Source organism: Bacillus sp. AC266 (genome assembly GCF_979253805.1).
The window spans coordinates 12,208-30,593 of record NZ_CEEDEC010000003.1 but is presented as its reverse complement, the minus strand read 5'-3'; the positions used below and the strand labels follow the sequence as shown (position 1 = coordinate 30,593).

Genomic DNA, 18,386 nt, shown 5'->3' with positions numbered 1-18,386 from the left:
AATGAAAAGGAGTTTATAGAAAATGAAACGTATAAAAAAATTAGGAACAACAATGATCGCAACAATAATTGCAATGGGGATTTTTTCGTTACCTGTTAGTGCTCACGTAACTGTGAAACCAGCAACTTCTGACGTTGGCTCTTGGGAGACTTATACAATAAAGGTACCTGTTGAAAAGAATATGGCAACAACAAAAGTCACACTGAAAATACCGTCTGGAGTCGAGTTTCAACAGTACGAGCCAGTGCCAGGGTGGAAAGTGGAAGAACAAAAAGATGCAGCTGGAAAAGTTAAAACTGTAATATGGGAAGCAACAGGAGAAGGGATTTTACCTGGTCAGTTCCAACGATTTACTTTCGTTGCTAAAAATCCAGATAAAGAGCAACAAATAGCTTGGAATGCATATCAACAATATAAAGATGGAGAAATTGTTGAATGGACAGGCGATGAGAAAGCTGAAAAGCCCCACTCACTTACTACTATTGCAAAAGGTACATCATTAACAGGAGAACATGGTGAAGTATCTAGTGTGGAAAAAAATGAAAGTACAAGTAATATGCAAACAATAGCAATTGTTTTATCAGTTTTAGCGATTGTATCTTCCGTAGGTACGTGTGTTTTTGTAGTACGTCGTAAAAAGTAGGTCTCATTGAAAGGTCTCATTGAAAGTAATGAGACCTTTGTTAATAAAATTTTGAGATTAAGCAGCTTCGAGGGGGATTAGAGCTACAAATACAACATGGTTTATTAAGATAAGGAACTCAATTGACTGTCATTACTTCTTCTGGTAGGTTATCATGCTTAAGCCAGTTTTCAATTAAAGTATTAAATAGTTTGGGATTTGCTAAAGGGATTCCATGACCGATTTTAGGAATGATAATACCTGTGCAAGTAGGATTGCTTTCAAGGATTGCAGTCATCGAGTCTTTCATGATTCTTTTTTCGTTTTCTCCAACAGTCACTAATATATTGCTACTAGCATTCTCGAAACCTTTTGGTATTGTAAACGACATATTTTCTTCTAATATCCTCACAAATGTATTTTTACTTATTTGACAACTTTCATGATAATAGTTATCAAATTGTGTTTCATCTATGTACATTGATTTTGCTTGTATTTTGGAAAACGTCTTACTCTTTATAAGTGGATAGGTTAAGCCAAGGGATCTTATTAATGTTTTAGCGAAAGGAATTAGTTTAACTAATGCGCTATTTATCATAGCGTATTGAATTAAGTTTGGTTTCATGCTGAGCATTGCAATTAATACTTGAGCACCTAACGAAAAACCGATTACTATAACAGTTTTACCTTGTCCTTTTTCTTCAACTAATTCAATGATTTTTTCAGCACTAAAGTGTATTGAAAAATGATCCTTACTACTATTTTCCCCTTGCTCGGGTAAATCAGGAACAAGGCAGTGAAAGTTAGTAAAATGTTTAATTTGTTTGTCCCACATCCATCCACTGACTCCGCCCCCATGAATAAAAACCATAAGTGGAGAGCTTGAATCTCCAAATTCCTTATACTGTAAAACCATATAATTCCCCCTTATGATTAGAATTGTTAGTCCATACATATGTATTAGAGATAATATTTTCTACTTAATTATCATCATACAATAAAAAAGGAAAATTTTCCTTTTGCTAAGATGTTAAGTGACTGTACTGATAAAATGGTAAAAAAGAAAGAGCCTACAAGTGGTAGACTCTTTCTCATATCTATTTATTTCACTTCAACTTGCTGCCTTACAGCAAGTGCTTTCGGCTTTATATTTACAAAACAAATGCTTACGATAATAAATAAAAGTCCGATGAATAAGCTAATTGTAATGGCCTCATGTAAGAAAATAGAGCTTACAATAATAGCGATCAGTGGGATAAGGAACGTATAAGCCCCAACTTTACTTGCCTCACCAGCTCCTACAAGTGTAAAGTAAGCGAGCCATCCCATTGCAATAACAAAGAACGAGATGAATAGTAGTACACTTACAAATGGTATACTCCAAGCGATGTTAGACCAGCTCTCAAATTCTGAACCAAATCCGATTAAGCAAAGTCCGCCAATAATAAGCTGAAGTGTTACCATCCAAATGGCATTAACGCGGTGTCCAGTTTTCTTAATAAATACTGTGCCGAGTGCCCAGCCGATAGCGCACCCTAAAGCAAGTAGAACACCGATAATAGAAATATGTCCAGTTAAACTACTAGAGCTAATAACCCCTACACCAATAAATCCAAGAATAAGTCCGAAAATTTTCAAGCCATACATTGCCTCTTCAAGCCAAATCCATGAGAAAATGCCGAGTAAGACAGGTTGGAGAAATACGATTGCGGAGAAGAGTCCGGCGGGCATATACTGAAGTCCGACAGTTTGTAGTCCGTAAAACAAAATAATATTGAGTAAAGATGAAATAAAGTATAAATGCCAAGTTTCCTTTAAATTTAATTGTTTGTATTTCGGTAATGCGAAAGTAAGTAAGATAAATCCTCCTATTAATGTTCTAATCCCTGCAAAGAGTACGGGTGGTGTGTAATGCAGAGCGAATTTTGATAACGGCCAATTAATTCCCCACATAATAACGAGAAATGTAAGGATTATGGCCGTCTTAGTTCGAGAAAGCTGTGTCACTGTAATCCCTCCTTGTTGTATTCCATTTCACTATGATATGATATCGACTATGATAAATAAAATGAATCTTTTTTATAAGGAGTATAAGTGATTAGTTATGACCATTACACAACTTCAAGTTTTAATTAAAACGGTTGAATTAGGGAGTTTTACGAAGGCTGCCGGGATGTTAAATATGACACAACCAGCTGTAAGTCATGCGATTTCAAGCATTGAGTCAGAGTTAGGAGTTACCATTCTTATACGCGATAAACGAAAAGGGCTAATCGTTACGGATGTTGGAAATAGAATTCTTGTACATATTAGAGAAATCTTAAACGGCGTTGAGAAGATTGAACAAGAAGTAGCGATGGAGAAAGGGCACGAAGTTGGGACGATTCGAATTGGGAGTTTTCCGAGTGCTTCTGCACATTTCTTACCCAAAATGATAAATCTTTTTAAGGAGAAGTATCCGAACTTAGAAGTCGTTCTTTGTGAAGGCACGATTAAAGAAGTTGAAGATTGGTTAGTATCGAGGGTTGTTGATATAGGAATTGTTATCTTGCCTAATAAAGATATGGAGATCGTGCCCTTAACGAAGGGGAAAATGGTTGTTGTCTTAAGAGAGGATCATCCTCTTTGTAAGAACGATTCTATTACAATAGGTGATTTAGAGAATGAACCGATCATATTATGTAAGGGTGGGTACGAACCACCCATTATCGATATGTTTAAACAAGCGAACGTACCACTTCGGGCTGAATATATAATTTCCACAGTTACAACAGCTTTAAATATGATTCAAGAAGGATTAGGAATCGCAATTTTGGCTGAGTTATCTTTAACGAGTTTACCAAAGAATATACAAACGAGAGAATTGGAACCACAAGTATGGAGAGAAATTGCTTTAGCTGTTCCTTCATTAAAGGATTCTTCAATCGCTGTGCAGCTATTTATTGAAGAATTTCAAGCGCTATTTGCAGAATAAAAAGAGGTGTCTCATATATCATAATGGGACACTTTTTAATTTGCTTATAAAAAATCTATGAAAAGGATTGACTTATTTTTTAGTTGTAACTATAATGATTACATCAAGGTGGTGATTACGATGAAAATTAGTAGCCGCTTTTCTATAGCTGTTCATATTTTATCTATTTTGAAAAACGATCCGTCTTCACTTTGTACTTCAGACTATATGGCTGAAAGTGTAAATACAAATCCGGTAGTAATCCGTAAAATTATGTCGTACTTGAAACAAGCTGGATTTGTTTACGTAAATCGTGGACCAGGTGGCGCGGGATTATTAAAGGATTTACATGAAATCACGTTGTTAGATGTGTATCATGCAGTAAATGTAGTGGAAGAGGATAAACTATTTCATATTCATGAGCAACCAAATCCAGATTGTCCAATTGGCGCGAATATTCAAGTGGTGTTAGAAGTTATATTAATTCAAGCACAATCCGCGATGGAAGAAGTTTTGAAAAATATTACGATGGGGCAGTTGTTTGAATCTTTACAAGAGAAAATGAATGCTTAAAATAGTATCTATATTTTTTTGTTATAAATGTAACTGTTTTGATTACAACTATAAAGGTAAGGTGTAAAAATTATGACTGTAAAAATGAAAGTATACTCAGATTTTATATGTCCATTTTGTTTTTTAGCAAAAGGTCCATTAGATGAAGTAGCAAAAGAAAAAGATGTAGAAATTGAATGGATGCCATTTGAATTACGTCCAAGTCCATATTCAAAAATAGATCCATGGAATGAGCCAGAAAAGTTAGGTTCATGGGATGCTTTCATTCTTCCTACAGCGAAGAAATTAGGAATCGATATGCGTCTGCCACGTGTTTCACCGCATCCATATACACATTTAGCTTTTGAAGGATGTGAATTTGCGAAAGAACGTGGACTTGGAAATGAGTATCATCACCGTGTATTCACCGCATTTTTCCAAGAAGAACAAAACATTGAAGATATTGATGTGTTAACAAAACTAGCGGTAGAAGTAGGGCTTCCAGAAGCTGAATTTAAAGATGCATTAGTAAATCGAAAATATAAAGAAAAACATCAAGAAGCAATTCAGCGTGCATATGATGAAGCGAATATTATGGCTGTACCAACTGTCATGATTGGTGATGAAGTTATTCAAGGGCTTGCTAGTAAAGAAACGCTAGAAAGAGTAATTGATAAAGAAATGGAAAAGAATAAAACAAATTCTTTTGAAGGAATGCAATGTAATACAGATGGATATTGCTAATTCGCTTGTTATGAAATAACAAAATAAATTATAAAACAAATATTTGGAGGAATTAAAATGTCAGCAACTACAACAAACTTAAAAGAAGCAATCGTGAACCGTCGTTCAATTCGTAAAGTAACAAAAAATGATGCAATTACAAAGGAAAGAATTGAAGAAGTATTAAAAACAGCTTTACATGCACCAACTTCTTTCAATATGCAAAGTGGCCGTATGGTTGTATTAATGGATGGACAGCATGAAAAGTTTTGGGATATCGTAAAAGAAACGCTTAGATCACGCGTGCCAGCAGAAAACTTTGAAGCGACTGTAGAAAGACTAAAAGGTTTCCATGCAGGTGTTGGGACTGTGTTATTCTTTGAAGATCAAGCAACAGTAGAAAAAATGCAAGAAAATGCACCATTATATAAAGATCAGTTCCCATTCTGGTCTCATCAAGGAAATGCAATGTTACAACATACTGTATGGATGTTATTATCAGCTGAAGGAATTGGCGCATCATTACAACATTACAATCCAATCGTAGATGCTGAAGTGAAAGAAACATGGAACATTCCAGCAGAGTGGAGTTTAGTAGGACAAATGCCATTTGGTGAGCCAAATGAACAACCAGGAGAAAGAACGTTCTTACCTACTGAAGATGTAGTGAAATTTTATTAAGAAATTTAATATATACAGAGTTAAATAAATGAAAGGAGAGTACATATTAGCTATATATGTACTCTCCTTTCGTATGTAATGTTTAAATTCGATTGTGGAAAAGGTTACTGCAAGAATAATTTCTTTCATACGAAGCGAAGTTTTCCCTACAATTAAAAATCTATCATGTTTTGGAAATGACAGTAAACATCCCCGTCATGTTTGGTGAGTAATTTTTAAAATCAAATTTTTCATAGAACGATTCTTTACCTTGTGATGCAAATAAACCGACAAACGCCTTATCAGGGGCATTCTCATTTAAGTATGCAATCAAACGATGCATGATTTCTTTCCCAATACCATGTTTCTGATAATCTGGATGAACCACTATATCTTGAATATGGAAATAGATAGATCCATCGCCAACAATTCTCCCCATACCGATAATTTGTTCATTATCTTTGACTGTGATGCAGTGAATAGAATGCTTCAGTGAAGTATCCGCTACTTCAAAATTCATATAATTAGTCCATCCAACAGAATCACACAAATATTTATACTCTTCTAATGTTGGAATGTTATGTTTAAACTCATATGTTTTCAAAATGCAACCTCCAAGTCCTTAAATTCAACAAGTATATAAATTCGACATTTTTTTATCTTTTCCTCTTACGTAACTGCCTTTACCTATTGAATTTCGTACAGTGTCCTTAATTGTATTTGTGTTAATTTCTAAGAGTTTAGGGAAAAAATATAAGAAATAACGTAGTAAGAAGGGAAGTGGAAAAATGAATGATGAGAAAAAATATACAGTAGTAGGTACTGATGTTGAGGAAGTAAAACGTTTAAATAAAGATTCAGGATTAACGTATAATCAAGTGAAGGAATTATTAGCGAAGCAAATGCAAAAAAAGAAGTAATTAGATTGAAATCTTTCATTTTTTCATTTAGCATTTTGATTGGAGAGAGTTAAGTAAAAGGTAACTCTCTTTTTTATATAAATGAGCAACTTTTAGAGTGGAGGAAGCAACATGAAAAAATGGGTGAAAATAACGTTGTCTATCGCTGGAGGTACTGTCCTATTGGCATGTGCTGGAGGATATTACGTGTATAAAAACTATTTTCCGAAGGAACCTGAACTTATTGTATATGATAAAGACAGAGTGTTAAAGCCGATACATAATCAGCTTAACGGTATCAACATAGATAATATAAAGATAAAAGAAAAAGAAGTTGTAAATGCGACTGTGGATGAGCTTCAAAAAATGGTCGATGATGGAAAATTGTCATATGAAGAATTGACGAGTATTTATCTTTTTAGAATACAAGAACACGACCAAAGTGGAATATCATTAAATGCTGTTACAGAGATTAATCCTGATGCGATGGAAGTAGCACGAAAGTTAGATAAAGAGAGAGCGTTAAATAAGAAATCGAACTTATATGGCATTCCTGTCATCGTAAAAGATAATATACAAACGGAAAAAGTGATGCCGACAAGCGCAGGCACTTATGTATTAAAAGATTGGATTGCAGATGAAGATGCGACGATCGTGAAGAAGTTGAAAGAAGAAGGTGCTTTTGTTTTAGGAAAAGCGAATATGTCTGAATGGGCAAATTATTTATCCTTTACAATGCCTAGCGGATATAGCGGGAAAAAAGGACAAAATTTGAATCCATATGGTCCGATTACGTTTGATACATCGGGATCAAGTTCTGGATCTGCTACAGTGGTTGCAGCAGATTTTGCACCGCTTGCGATTGGCACAGAAACGACTGGATCAATTGTAGCACCGGCAACGCAACAATCAGTAGTTGGATTACGTCCATCTTTAGGTATGATTAGTAGAACTGGAATTATTCCGTTAGCTGAAACGCTTGATACTGCAGGGCCTATGGCAAGAACGGTAAAAGACGCGGCAACGTTATTTAATACAATGGTAAGTTATGATGAAAAAGATGCTATGACAGAAAAAATGAAAGATAGAGATAGAATAAATTATACGAATGATTTATCGATAGATGGATTAAAAGGGAAAAAGATAGGGATTCTTTTTTCTGTAGATCAACAAGATGAAAATAGAAAAGCAGTAGCAGAAAAGATTAGAAAAGACATTCAAGATGCAGGTGCGATATTGACTGATGATATTCAGTTAAACAGCGAGGGTGTAGATAATCTGCAAACATTAGAATATGAGTTCAAGCATAATGTTAACGACTATCTTTCGAAGCAAAAAAATGTGCCTGTAAAATCGTTAGAAGAGATTATAGCGTTTAATAAAAAAGATAGTAAAAGACGAATGAAATATGGACAAACATTAATTGAGGGGTCTGAAAAATCTGCTATAACGAAAGATGAATTTGAAAAAGTAGTTCAAACGAGTCAAGAAAATGCAAGAAAAGAGCTAGATAGGTATTTAGTAGAAAAAGGTTTGGATGCTCTTGTAATGATTAATAACGATGAAGTTCTTCTATCAGCTGTGGCTGGTTATCCAGAATTAGCAGTGCCGGCAGGATATGATTCTGATGGTCAGCCGGTAGGTGTAGTGTTTGTTGGGAAACAGTTTGGTGAAAAAGAACTTTTTAATATTGGATATGCGTATGAACAGCAGTCTAAAAATAGACGATCTCCTAAAATATAGAGTTGATAAAGTAGTTTTTAGAAAAGTAGTAGATAAAAAAATCCGACAATAAAAAAGAAAAAAAGGATTCTTTCCAATTAGTAAGAAAGATTGTCTATAGAAGTTCATAAAATGTAATATATCCAATTTCCATCCATTGAAGGGGGAGGTTAATTCTTAATGAATGAAGTGAAAAATTTCTTTCGAAGCAGAGGGTTTCAACGGTTTCTCGTTTTAATAATATTAGTGCTTGTATTGTATGGATTAAAAAGTATGATTAATTTAATATTAATTACGTTTATTCTCACGTTTTTGATGGATCGATTTCAAAAGTTTATTTCAAAAAAATTGAAAGTAAATAGGAAAGTGGTTATTGCTGGTTTATATATTGTGTTAGTGACGTTTATTGTAACTACACTATATAAATATTTGCCTGTACTAACGATACAAATTTCACAATTAATTTATCAATTTAAATTGTTTTTTCAAAACCCACCTGATAACGAGATAATTAAATATGCACTTTCGACAATTAATGGAATGGAAGTATCGAAATATATCGAACAAGGTGTAGATGTCATTTATCAATCGATAGCAAACATAGGAAAAGTCAGTTTACAAATACTACTTTCTCTTATTTTAAGCTTATTTTTCTTATTAGAAAAAGAACGCATTATAGCATTTACTTCGAAATTTAAAGATAGTAAGCTGAAAATTTTTTATGAGGAGATTGCATATTTCGGTGAAAGGTTTGCAAGATCGTTCGGAAAAGTGATTGAAGCACAGTTTTTAATTGCGGTTGTAAATTGTGTGCTCACTGTAATTGCACTTGTCATTTTAGGATTTCCACAGCTTCTTGTATTGGCTGTCATGGTCTTTCTACTCGGTTTGATTCCAGTTGCTGGTGTTATCATTTCATTGTTTCCACTTTGTATCATTGCCTATAACGTCGGCGGGGTTGTGTATGTTGTTTACATACTAGTGTTCATTACAGTAATCCACGCTCTTGAAAGTTATTTATTAAATCCAAAATTTATGTCTGCAAAAACGAATTTACCTGTTTTTTATACATTTATGATTCTTATCTTTTCAGAGCATTTTCTCGGAATATGGGGGCTTATTATTGGGATTCCAATCTTTATCTTTTTATTAGATGTACTTGATGTAAATAATGATGAACCGATTAAAGATAATAAGTGATAGAAAATGACCGATGTTTTCTCTTGATGAAAACATCGGTCATTTATTATTTTTTCTTTGGAGGAGGTAGTTTAATGAAGGTATTTGCAATTAAAGCTATAATAACAGCAGCAAAAATAAAGACTGCAATTACACTAACTCCCATACCTGCCCATCCTCCTACAAGGAAGATACTTATCGGTATTGCTAACAAGCTTAAAATAATTAGAATCAATCCGAGATTCTTATCATATTTTTTAGTTGGAAATAGCGTTCTGATGATTAAGAAGAGGAAAAGTATTAAGGATGCTACAGCTAGCAAGAGGATTGCAATCGTCAAAGAATCATTCATGAAATCACCCCTTTTTATAGATAATATTACCGTTTAAATTGAGGGGGAACTATAAAAGTATAAAAAAGCAATCCAATATAAATCGGATTGCTTTTTTGATTGGAAAATATGATTAAAGAACAGGAGCCATTGTTTCTTTCAAAACTTGAACAGAGTGATCGAATTTTAATTCTTCCTCTTCACTTAGTTCAACTTCTAAAATTTCCCGAACACCGCCGCGGTTTAAAACAGCAGGTACGCCGATATAAACATCCTGTTGGCCGTATTGACCTTCAAGATATGCTGATACAGTTAATACGCTGTTTTCATTGCTTAAGATTGCTTTCGTAACACGTAAAAGTGACATGCCGATGCCGTAGTATGTAGCACCTTTTCGTTCAATAATGTGATAAGCTGCATCACGAACGTTTACGAAAATATCATCTAAATCTTTTTGGTTATATGTGTTGTCTTTTTCAAGAAGCGTTTGTAGTTTTTGAATACCAATTGATACGTGACTCCACACCGGAAGTTCTGTATCACCGTGCTCTCCGATAATATAAGCGTGAATGTTATGAGGTCCAATATCGAAGTACTCACCTAACATATAGCGGAAACGAGCTGAGTCAAGAGTTGTACCAGAACCGATTACGCGTTCTTTCGGTAAACCAGATTCTTTCCAAGTTACGTAAGTTAAAATATCTACAGGGTTCGTTGCGATTAAGAAGATGCCATCAAAGCCGCTATCCATAATGCTACGAACAATTTGCTTGAAAATTTTAGCGTTTTTCTCAACTAAATCTAAACGTGTTTCACCTGGCTTTTGTGGCAATCCAGCTGTAATTACAACAAGATCTGCGTCTTTACAATCTTCATAACTACCTTTCCAAACTTTTGTTGGAGCTGGTGCGAAAGGAACGGCATGGCTTAAGTCCATTGCTTCTCCTTCAGCTTTTGCTTCATTTACATCCACTAAAACAAATTCTTCAGCTACAGCTTGGTTAATCATGCAGTAAGCATAACTACACCCAACTGCTCCTGTTCCTACTAATACAACACGGTTAATACCTTTTTTCATTTCAAAATTCCTCGCAATTTCATTAATTTTATTATGCAAGATAATACGTCTTACTTCTATAGTTTCATATCTATTTTATTACATTTTATAAAAGATATTCAAGTAATTGAAAATGTATCCGCTCAATTACTTGAATGAAACATAGGAATCCTGTTAAACGAATATAATTCAGTAAAATCCTTCATAAAAGGGGAATTGGCATGGGGAATCCATTATCGATGGAAGAAATGCTTCAAATTATTCATGAAGGGCTTGCCAAAACAAATAACCCCAAACGGATTACAATTGCCGGTGCAGGGATGTCTGGATTAGTTGCAGCATCTTTATTAAAAGAGGCTGGACACGAGGTAACGATTATAGAAGCGAATAACAGAATAGGTGGCAGGGTGTATACGATTCGTGAACCATTTAGCGCAGGGTTATATTTTAACGCAGGCCCTATGCGTATTCCGGATACTCATGATTTAACTTTAGCCTACATTCATAAATTTAAACTACCGTTAAACCTTTTTATTAATAAAACTTCTTCAGATATAATTTATACGAATAACAAAAGAACGAGATTGGATGTGTTTGAAAAGGATCCAAGTGTACTTGGATATCCAGTTTTAGATAAAGAAAGAGGGAAAACAGCAGAAGGGTTAATGTTAGAGGTATTGAAACCGATACTTAATTATATTAAGAAAAATCCTAATAAAAACTGGATTATTGTTGAAAAAAAGTATAAAACATATTCGCTCGGTTCATTTTTAACCGAGTATTATTCAGATGGGGCAATAGATATGATCGGAGTACTTCTTGATATGGAAGCATACATGGGAATGTCATTAATTGAAGTATTACGCGAAATGATCTTTTTCACTTCAACGACGAAATATTATGAGATAACGGGCGGAATGGATAAATTACCAAATTCATTTTTACCAGAGCTAAAGGATAATATTTTTATGTCGTATAAAGTAGAAAAAATTATACAGGAAGATAATAAAGTAATGATGCAAGTAACACATGAACAAACGTTAAATTCATTTATAGTAACTGGTGACATCGCTATTGTCACAATTCCATTTTCAGCTTTGCGATTTGTAGAAGTTCAGCCATATCATTTATTCTCTTATTATAAAAGGCGGGCAATTCGTGAATTAAATTATATTGCTTCAACTAAAATTGCGATAGAGTTTAAAAGTAGATTTTGGGAAAGAGCAGGACAATATGGTGGTAAGTCAATTACAGATTTACCTATCCGCTTTACATATTATCCGAGCTACGGCATTCATACACCAGGGGCGGCTATCGTTTTAGTGAGTTATACGTGGGCAGATGAGGCGTTAACGTGGGATAGTCTCTCGAATAGAGAACGTATTCGTTATGCGTTGAAAAATTTAGCACAAATATATGGAAATGTGGTTTATAGTGAGTATGTTGCGGGAGAATCTTTTAGCTGGAGTCAAAATCCGTATTCTTGCGGAGCATTTACAGCTTTTGAACCAGGGCAAGAGCTTGAATTGTTTCCATATATTACGCCGCCAGCGGGTAGAGTGCACTTTGCAGGAGAACATACGACATTAACACATGGATGGATGCAAGGGGCAATCGAGTCTGGAATTAGAGTTGCTCATGAAGTGAATGGAAATGAAACGATAATCTAGCAGTTTTGTTTACAAATAGGTATTCTTTTAATAAAATGATAAATATAAATCGTAATAATTACGCTTTGAAGAAATTTGAAGTAGAGAAATGGATGGTCGGTCGAATGAGTAAAGTAGAAATTCATATATTAGGTGGTTTTTTAGGTAGCGGAAAATCAACATTGCTGCAAAATTTATTATTAGCAGAAAAGAAGAAAAATCGAAAAGTTGCAGTTTTGATGAATGAAATCGGTGAATACTCGGTAGATACAGATATTATTGGAAAAGAGAATGTGTTAAGGGAACTTCTGAAAGGATGTATTTGTTGTACGTTAAAAGAAGAGCTTGAAATTCAATTACATTCTTTATATCAACAAGAAAGACCAGATGTAATTTATATAGAAACAACAGGTGTCGCACATCCAATTGAAGTGTTAGATGCATGTGTATCACCAATTTTAGCTCCTTTCTTTGAAGTGAAATCAATTGTCGTCGTTTTAGATGCAGTAAGATGGTTAAACCGAAGTATATTAAGTGCAAATGTACAACAGCTATTACATGAGCAAATGAAATATGGAAGTCATATTCTTATTAATAAATCAGATTTATTAACAGATTCGGATAAGAACAAAGTACTTGAAGACGTGAAAGCAATAAATAATCATGCGAAATTGTTTGAAACAAAATATTGTAATATATCTTTAGAAGACATAGAAGAAGCTGAATTTACGAATGATGGGGAACATGAGACACTACATGTCAAACAGCATTTACATATACAAACGATGACGTATCAATTTACGAAATCGATTGATCAAGATAAATTATACGAATGGCTTTCGAATTTACCAGATAGTATTTATCGTGTAAAAGGATTTGTGAAATTCCATGGAGATAAATACCCGCATCTATTCCAATATTCGTTCGGGGTACCGACTTTACTGGAACAAGACTTCGGTTTCCCGACAAACTTGGTAGTAATAGGGGAAGGATTAGATAAGAAGCAATTGGTTGAGGGGTTAGAGAAAGTCGAAAATAATTAATCGGTTTTTCTAATCATTTTTTTAGGTAAGCTGCAAATAATTGACTTAATGAATTAAGTCAATTATTTGCAGCTTTTTGCGTGATGATTACTGTAATGAAACAGTAATTTCATTTGAACAACGGAATATATATTGATTGTATGTCCGTTTCCATTTAATAGGAAGGTGATTATAGATTTGTGCCGAATGTAGAGGTTACTACAAGAGTTTTCCATTACCAATTTTAAAGTCATGATTACGGACAGGGGAATTTGGCGTGTTTGATTCTATCAGAAAGTAAAGTATGGGGAGGATCACAATGTCGATGAAAAAACGTAAATGGCTAAGAACGGTGGTTACTGGTTGTGTTTTAGGGTCATTATTAGTAACAGTAGCTTGTTCGGGAAAGAAGACAAGTACAGAAGATGAAAAGACGATTAAGGTAGGGGTTCTTGCTTCATTAACAGGTCCATTAGAATCATATGGAAAACAAACAGTGAACGGATTTGAATTAGGGTTAGACTATGCAACTGGTGGAACTGGGAAAGTGGAAGGGAAGAAGATTAAGTTTGTTGTAGAAGATACGGAAACGAAAGCTGATGTAGCGGTTAAAAAAGCTACGAAGTTATTAGAAGAAGAGAAAGTCGATTTTTTAGTCGGATCGTCTAGTTCAAGTGATACATTAGCGGTTTTACCACTTGCAGAGGAATATGAAAAAATAATGGTTGTAGAACCAGCAGTTGCTGATAGTATTACCGGGAAGAACTGGAATAAATATATTTTTAGAACAGGTAGAAACTCTTCGCAAGATGCGATTGCTGGGGCTGCCTCAATTGCTAAAAAAGATGTAAAGATTGCGACGTTTGCTCCAGATAATGCTTTCGGTCGTGAAGGGATTGCAGCATTTAAAGCGGGAGCAAAGAAATTAGGTGCGAATATTGTAAACGAGCAATACGCGGATACGAATTCAACTGATTTCACTGCAAATATTCAAAATATTATTAGCTCAAAGCCAGATTATTTATTTATCGTTTGGGCAGGTGCGAATTCACCATGGAAACAGTTGAAAGATATGAATGTGGAAGCGCAAGGTATTAAAATTTCTACTGGTGCACCTGATATACCAGCATTAAAAACGATGGATGCACTAATAGGGATGCAAGGGTTTTCTGTTTATTATCACTCACTTCCAAAGAATAAGGTGAACGATTGGCTAGTAGAAGAACATAAAAAACGTTTTAATGGTGCTGTTCCAGATCTGTTTACAGCAGGAGGAATGTCAGCGGCAATTTCTATCGTCGAATCTTTAAAGAAAACGAAGGGCGATACAGATGTAGATACACTTATTAAGAAAATGGAAGGGATGGAATTTGAGACACCGAAAGGAAAGATGAAATTTAGAGAGAAGGATCATCAAGCATTACAAACTCTATATTCTATAACGCTGAAAAAGCAAGATGGTGTTGATTATCCAGTACCAGTGTTAGAGAGAGAATTAACGATGAAAGAGACAGAACCATCAATTCAGAATAAATAGACTGAATTTTCTGTTGTCTTTGTATAAAGAGGGAATACCCTCTTTATACTTGTTTCTTTCATAAACATGGCTTTCAGTGGGAGGGATTTTATGACACATTTGTTAGAGACGAAAAATCTTTGTGTATCTTTTGGGGATCATCATGTTATTAAGGATGTTAATTTAACGGTACAAAAAGGAAAGCTCATTTCAATAATTGGACCGAATGGTGCTGGAAAGACAACGCTATTCAATTTACTAAGTGGACAAATTTCTCCAACAAAGGGTGAAGTATATTTTAAAGGACAAGAGATTACAAATTTATCAATTTCGGATCGTACTCGATTAGGAATTGGTCGTTCTTTTCAACTTACAAATATATTCCCAGAGTTAACGGTACTTGAAAATGTTCGTTTAAGTGTTCAATCATTTGTGCAAGATTACTATAGTTTTTTTCCGAGTTCGGCAAAATTTAAGCAACAAGTTGGAGAGGCGAGACGTTTCTTAAAAACAGTATTACTTCACGAGAAAGAATATGTATTAGCGAAAGATCTAGCGCATGGGGAAAAACGAAAGTTAGAGCTTGCTATGTTATTAGCATTAAAAACGGATGTATTACTACTAGATGAGCCGACAGCAGGTATTTCTGTTGAGGAAGTTCCGGCTATATTACAAGTAATCGAAAATATTAAAAAGAATCCAGAGAGCACAATCGTACTTATCGAACACAAAATGGATATGGTGCTAGATTTATCAGATCATCTTATCGTTTTATTTCATGGGGAGTTATTGGCTGAAGGATTGCCGGAAGAAATGATGAAAGACGAGCGAGTACAAAGTGCTTATTTAGGGGGATTATATAGTGGCACTACTACAAGTGAATAATATAGAGACGTATTTAGATCAGTTTCATATTTTACAAGGGGTATCTCTTACTGTTGAGAAAGGAACGATTACTGTACTGTTTGGAAGAAATGGGGCAGGGAAGACTACGACATTACGTTCGGTTATGGGATTTCACCATATCGCACATGGTGAAATTTATTATGATAGTACACAAGTAAATGGATTATCTACACATTTAATTTCAAGGAAAGGAATAGGGTATGTACCAGAAAATCAAGGTATTTTTCACGACCTGACAGTAGAAGAAACATTCGCTCTTGCTAGTGGGAAGGGAGCAGAAGCGGAAGAAAAAATAGACTGGATGCTTGAATTATTTCCAGATTTAAAGCAATTTTGGCACAAAAAAAGCGGACTCTTAAGCGGAGGGCAAAAGCAAATGCTAGCAATTTCAAGAGCATTTATTAATAGTGATGGTTTATTACTTATTGATGAGCCGAGTAAAGGCTTGTCGCCCATTATGATAGAAAAATTAATGATAGCCATTTTGAAAATGAAGGAAAAAACGACTGTTTTACTTGTTGAACAAAATTTTATGATGGCTAGTCAAATCGGTGATTATTTTTACATTATGGATAATGGGCGCATTGTGCATAACGGTTTCATGGAGGAACTGCGAGAGGATAAGGAAACATGTCATAAATATTTAGGTATTTCTTAACATTGATACGGGGGGATAGAACGTGGATGTGCTAATTAACTTATTTGTAAATGGCGTTTCGACAGGGATGCTTATTTTTTTATTAGCGTCTGGTCTATCACTTATTTTCGGTTTAATGAGCGTACTAAATTTTGCGCATGGCGGTTTATTTGCATGGGGAGCATTTACAGGCGTTTGGTTATTTAATATGACAGATAGTTATTTATTAGCGCTAATTGGGGCAGTCGCTATGGGTATGTTCCTCGGTTTCATTTTAGAAAGATTTCTTATTAGACCAGTGTATGGAAACCATGTGCGGCAGCTTCTCGTGACACTCGGAGGAATGCTCGTTCTTAGCGAGTGCATCAAAATATTTTGGGGTCCTAATCCAATTGCTGCAAAATTACCGTTATGGCTTCAAGGCAGTTTTACATTTGGAGGAGTTATCTTAATAAAATATCGCCTATTCGTTATTTTAGTTGGGATACTAATTTACATCGCTTTACTATTGCTGCTGAAAAAAACAAAGATAGGACTTATGATTCGCGCTGGTGTAATGGATAAAGAGATGGTTCAAGCTCTCGGAATTAACGTAAAAGCGATATTCTCGTTTGTTTTTTTATTAGGAGCAGGGATGGCGGCGTTAGGTGGTTTTCTACTAGCACCATATTCAGGAGTTATTTTTGCTGAGATGGGTATGCAGTACGCAATTTTAGCTTTTATAGTAGTTATTATTGGCGGATTAGGTAGCGTACAAGGTTCAGCGCTAGCATCTTTAATTGTCGGATTAGCCGGTGCTTTTACAGCGTATTTTTTGCCAGATTTATCTCTTGCAATTAATATGTTAATGTTACTATTTTTCTTAATAGTGAAGCCAACGGGACTTGTTGGTGAAAAGGGGTGAAATGGTGAACAGCACATCGAATCGAATTAAAGTATACTTCGGAGTATTTATGCTCATTTGTTTAAGTGTATTTCCATTCGTAAATGATTCACGGAGCTTGTTAATTTTGTTCACTCAAATCTTCATCTTTGCTATTTTCGCTATGAGTTTTGATGTTCTCCTTGGATATACAGGTATTGTTTCATTCGGTCATTGTATGTTCTTTGGTATAGGGGCGTATGGGGTAGCACTTTTATTTGATCGACAAGGGGTGTCTATCACAAACTTTTTTATAGGAATAGCAGCCGCAATTATTGTATCAGCCATCGTTAGTTATATAATCGGTTTGCTTTCTTTACGGCTGAAAAGTCATTTTTATGCAATGTTAACGCTCGCTATTTCCCAGCTGTTTTTTGTACTTGCTGAAAAATGGCGTTCACTGACTCATGGAGGAGAGGGATTTACATTTCGTGTACCAGATATATTCCGTGATCGTTTTACATTTTATTATATAACATTTATATGTCTAATCAGTATTTTCATTTTGTTACGTCTTTTCACAAAATCTTCAATTGGGAAAGTGTTAAAGGCGATTTCACAAAATGAACAACGAGTTGAAGCACTTGGCTATAAAGTTCTTCATTATAAAATTATTGCTAGTGTTGTTGCAGGAGTAGTTGCAGCGATTAGCGGTGGTTTATTTGTTATCACTTTACGCTTTGTTAATACAACTGTATTTTCAATTGAAATGACATTAAATGCATTATTGATGACAATGATTGGGGGAGTTGGAACTTTAATCGGAGCAATCGCTGGAGCTGGGATTATTGAATCATTGAAATATTATTTATCCGAATTAGCGACGGAATATCCGATTTTTGAACGATGGACGATCATTCTTGGTTTATTATACATTATCGTGCTACTAGTTTTTCCGAAAGGGTTAGTTGGAACAGTTAAGAAGTTGAAGAATTTTAAAAGAAGTAAGAAGGAGAAGAGCACAGGGGTGGAGCAGAACGTTTAAACTCTTTGGAATAAGGTTTTGGTAATAAGGAATAGCTCTATATAAGATAAA

Annotated in this window: 20 protein-coding genes; 15 read left to right on the top strand and 5 right to left on the bottom strand. The window is 34.8% G+C overall.

Going from position 1 to position 18,386, the window contains the following annotated elements; all coding sequences use genetic code 11:
* Positions 1–22: 22 nt before the first annotated feature.
* On the top strand, positions 23–643 hold the full coding sequence (locus AC0IXC_RS13485) for a YcnI family copper-binding membrane protein (RefSeq protein ID WP_002031295.1): 621 nt from the start codon (positions 23–25) through the stop codon (positions 641–643).
* A gap of 118 nt (positions 644–761) precedes the next feature.
* Here AC0IXC_RS13485 and AC0IXC_RS13480 read toward each other — a convergent pair whose 3' ends face one another.
* A complete protein-coding gene (locus AC0IXC_RS13480; protein ID WP_012260759.1) occupies positions 762–1,538 on the bottom strand; it encodes an alpha/beta fold hydrolase in 777 nt (258 codons plus the stop codon).
* 185 nt (positions 1,539–1,723) lie between these two features.
* A complete protein-coding gene (locus AC0IXC_RS13475) occupies positions 1,724–2,629 on the bottom strand; it encodes a DMT family transporter (protein WP_326996454.1) in 906 nt (301 codons plus the stop codon).
* 97 nt (positions 2,630–2,726) lie between these two features.
* Between AC0IXC_RS13475 and AC0IXC_RS13470 the strand changes: the two genes are divergently transcribed.
* The 4 genes from AC0IXC_RS13470 to AC0IXC_RS13455 all read left to right on the top strand — a co-directional run bounded on the left by AC0IXC_RS13470 (position 2,727) and on the right by AC0IXC_RS13455 (position 5,531).
* Positions 2,727–3,596, top strand: coding sequence for a LysR family transcriptional regulator (locus AC0IXC_RS13470; protein WP_471652950.1), 870 nt, complete (start codon positions 2,727–2,729; stop codon positions 3,594–3,596).
* A gap of 120 nt (positions 3,597–3,716) precedes the next feature.
* Positions 3,717–4,148: an Rrf2 family transcriptional regulator gene (locus AC0IXC_RS13465; RefSeq protein WP_326996456.1), complete on the top strand. Its 432-nt coding sequence runs from the start codon at positions 3,717–3,719 to the stop codon at positions 4,146–4,148.
* 72 nt (positions 4,149–4,220) lie between these two features.
* On the top strand, positions 4,221–4,871 hold the full coding sequence (locus tag AC0IXC_RS13460) for a DsbA family oxidoreductase (RefSeq protein ID WP_000216661.1): 651 nt from the start codon (positions 4,221–4,223) through the stop codon (positions 4,869–4,871).
* Positions 4,872–4,928: 57 nt separating this feature from the next.
* Positions 4,929–5,531, top strand: coding sequence for a nitroreductase family protein (locus tag AC0IXC_RS13455; protein WP_088007776.1), 603 nt, complete (start codon positions 4,929–4,931; stop codon positions 5,529–5,531).
* Between the two features lie 163 nt (positions 5,532–5,694).
* Here the strand turns inward: AC0IXC_RS13455 and AC0IXC_RS13450 are convergent, their stop codons facing one another.
* A complete protein-coding gene (locus AC0IXC_RS13450; RefSeq protein ID WP_471652949.1) occupies positions 5,695–6,114 on the bottom strand; it encodes a GNAT family N-acetyltransferase in 420 nt (139 codons plus the stop codon).
* Positions 6,115–6,298: 184 nt separating this feature from the next.
* On the opposite strand from AC0IXC_RS13450, the gene AC0IXC_RS13445 reads away from it, so the two are divergent.
* The 3 genes from AC0IXC_RS13445 (at position 6,299) to AC0IXC_RS13435 (ending at position 9,331) form a co-directional block, all read left to right on the top strand.
* Positions 6,299–6,430, top strand: a complete 132-nt coding sequence (locus tag AC0IXC_RS13445) for a hypothetical protein (RefSeq protein ID WP_277994374.1) — start codon at positions 6,299–6,301, stop codon at positions 6,428–6,430.
* A 111-nt stretch (positions 6,431–6,541) separates the two neighbouring features.
* A complete protein-coding gene (locus AC0IXC_RS13440; protein WP_471652948.1) occupies positions 6,542–8,152 on the top strand; it encodes an amidase family protein in 1,611 nt (536 codons plus the stop codon).
* 159 nt (positions 8,153–8,311) lie between these two features.
* Positions 8,312–9,331 carry an AI-2E family transporter gene (locus AC0IXC_RS13435; protein WP_002031308.1) on the top strand — a complete coding sequence of 340 codons (1,020 nt, stop codon included), beginning with the start codon at positions 8,312–8,314 and terminating at the stop codon, positions 9,329–9,331.
* Positions 9,332–9,377: 46 nt separating this feature from the next.
* Here the strand turns inward: AC0IXC_RS13435 and AC0IXC_RS13430 are convergent, their stop codons facing one another.
* The gene (locus AC0IXC_RS13430) at positions 9,378–9,662 is read right to left on the bottom strand and encodes a YesK family protein (protein WP_002086206.1); all 285 of its coding nucleotides are present in this window, start codon (positions 9,660–9,662) and stop codon (positions 9,378–9,380) included.
* Positions 9,663–9,774: 112 nt separating this feature from the next.
* On the bottom strand, positions 9,775–10,719 hold the full coding sequence (locus tag AC0IXC_RS13425) for an L-lactate dehydrogenase (protein ID WP_002012312.1): 945 nt from the start codon (positions 10,717–10,719) through the stop codon (positions 9,775–9,777).
* Between the two features lie 200 nt (positions 10,720–10,919).
* Between AC0IXC_RS13425 and AC0IXC_RS13420 the strand changes: the two genes are divergently transcribed.
* The 7 genes from AC0IXC_RS13420 to AC0IXC_RS13390 all read left to right on the top strand — a co-directional run bounded on the left by AC0IXC_RS13420 (position 10,920) and on the right by AC0IXC_RS13390 (position 18,335).
* Entirely contained in the window at positions 10,920–12,368 is a 1,449-nt protein-coding gene (locus AC0IXC_RS13420; RefSeq protein ID WP_471652947.1) for a flavin monoamine oxidase family protein, read from the top strand.
* A 104-nt stretch (positions 12,369–12,472) separates the two neighbouring features.
* On the top strand, positions 12,473–13,390 hold the full coding sequence (locus tag AC0IXC_RS13415; RefSeq protein ID WP_326996550.1) for a CobW family GTP-binding protein: 918 nt from the start codon (positions 12,473–12,475) through the stop codon (positions 13,388–13,390).
* A gap of 298 nt (positions 13,391–13,688) precedes the next feature.
* Positions 13,689–14,906, top strand: a complete 1,218-nt coding sequence (locus tag AC0IXC_RS13410) for a substrate-binding domain-containing protein (protein WP_002031313.1) — start codon at positions 13,689–13,691, stop codon at positions 14,904–14,906.
* 90 nt (positions 14,907–14,996) lie between these two features.
* On the top strand, positions 14,997–15,770 hold the full coding sequence (locus tag AC0IXC_RS13405) for an ABC transporter ATP-binding protein (RefSeq protein ID WP_002141338.1): 774 nt from the start codon (positions 14,997–14,999) through the stop codon (positions 15,768–15,770).
* Complete coding sequence (locus AC0IXC_RS13400) at positions 15,748–16,449, top strand: branched-chain amino acid ABC transporter ATP-binding protein (protein ID WP_002141339.1); 702 nt, start codon at positions 15,748–15,750, stop codon at positions 16,447–16,449. The genes AC0IXC_RS13405 and AC0IXC_RS13400 overlap by 23 nt, the downstream gene beginning before the upstream one ends.
* A gap of 22 nt (positions 16,450–16,471) precedes the next feature.
* Complete coding sequence (locus AC0IXC_RS13395) at positions 16,472–17,332, top strand: branched-chain amino acid ABC transporter permease (protein WP_002141340.1); 861 nt, start codon at positions 16,472–16,474, stop codon at positions 17,330–17,332.
* A gap of 49 nt (positions 17,333–17,381) precedes the next feature.
* Positions 17,382–18,335 (top strand): branched-chain amino acid ABC transporter permease, encoded by a 954-nt coding sequence (locus AC0IXC_RS13390; protein WP_471653062.1) that lies wholly within the window; start codon positions 17,382–17,384, stop codon positions 18,333–18,335.
* The last annotated feature ends 51 nt before the right edge of the window (positions 18,336–18,386 follow it).

What these genes read in the sequence shown, in the direction of transcription:
- AC0IXC_RS13460 (WP_000216661.1), top strand. Translation starts at nt 4,221, where the DNA reads ATGACTGTAAAAATGAAAGTATACTCAGATTTTATATGTCCATTTTGT.
- AC0IXC_RS13440 (WP_471652948.1), top strand. Translation starts at nt 6,542, where the DNA reads ATGAAAAAATGGGTGAAAATAACGTTGTCTATCGCTGGAGGTACTGTC.
- AC0IXC_RS13470 (WP_471652950.1), top strand. Translation starts at nt 2,727, where the DNA reads ATGACCATTACACAACTTCAAGTTTTAATTAAAACGGTTGAATTAGGG.
- AC0IXC_RS13430 (WP_002086206.1), bottom strand. Translation starts at nt 9,662, where the DNA reads ATGAATGATTCTTTGACGATTGCAATCCTCTTGCTAGCTGTAGCATCC.
- AC0IXC_RS13410 (WP_002031313.1), top strand. Translation starts at nt 13,689, where the DNA reads ATGTCGATGAAAAAACGTAAATGGCTAAGAACGGTGGTTACTGGTTGT.
- AC0IXC_RS13485 (WP_002031295.1), top strand. Translation starts at nt 23, where the DNA reads ATGAAACGTATAAAAAAATTAGGAACAACAATGATCGCAACAATAATT.
- AC0IXC_RS13455 (WP_088007776.1), top strand. Translation starts at nt 4,929, where the DNA reads ATGTCAGCAACTACAACAAACTTAAAAGAAGCAATCGTGAACCGTCGT.
- AC0IXC_RS13465 (WP_326996456.1), top strand. Translation starts at nt 3,717, where the DNA reads ATGAAAATTAGTAGCCGCTTTTCTATAGCTGTTCATATTTTATCTATT.
- AC0IXC_RS13445 (WP_277994374.1), top strand. Translation starts at nt 6,299, where the DNA reads ATGAATGATGAGAAAAAATATACAGTAGTAGGTACTGATGTTGAGGAA.
- AC0IXC_RS13390 (WP_471653062.1), top strand. Translation starts at nt 17,382, where the DNA reads ATGCTCATTTGTTTAAGTGTATTTCCATTCGTAAATGATTCACGGAGC.
- AC0IXC_RS13405 (WP_002141338.1), top strand. Translation starts at nt 14,997, where the DNA reads ATGACACATTTGTTAGAGACGAAAAATCTTTGTGTATCTTTTGGGGAT.
- AC0IXC_RS13415 (WP_326996550.1), top strand. Translation starts at nt 12,473, where the DNA reads ATGAGTAAAGTAGAAATTCATATATTAGGTGGTTTTTTAGGTAGCGGA.
- AC0IXC_RS13480 (WP_012260759.1), bottom strand. Translation starts at nt 1,538, where the DNA reads ATGGTTTTACAGTATAAGGAATTTGGAGATTCAAGCTCTCCACTTATG.
- AC0IXC_RS13425 (WP_002012312.1), bottom strand. Translation starts at nt 10,719, where the DNA reads ATGAAAAAAGGTATTAACCGTGTTGTATTAGTAGGAACAGGAGCAGTT.
- AC0IXC_RS13435 (WP_002031308.1), top strand. Translation starts at nt 8,312, where the DNA reads ATGAATGAAGTGAAAAATTTCTTTCGAAGCAGAGGGTTTCAACGGTTT.
- AC0IXC_RS13420 (WP_471652947.1), top strand. Translation starts at nt 10,920, where the DNA reads ATGGGGAATCCATTATCGATGGAAGAAATGCTTCAAATTATTCATGAA.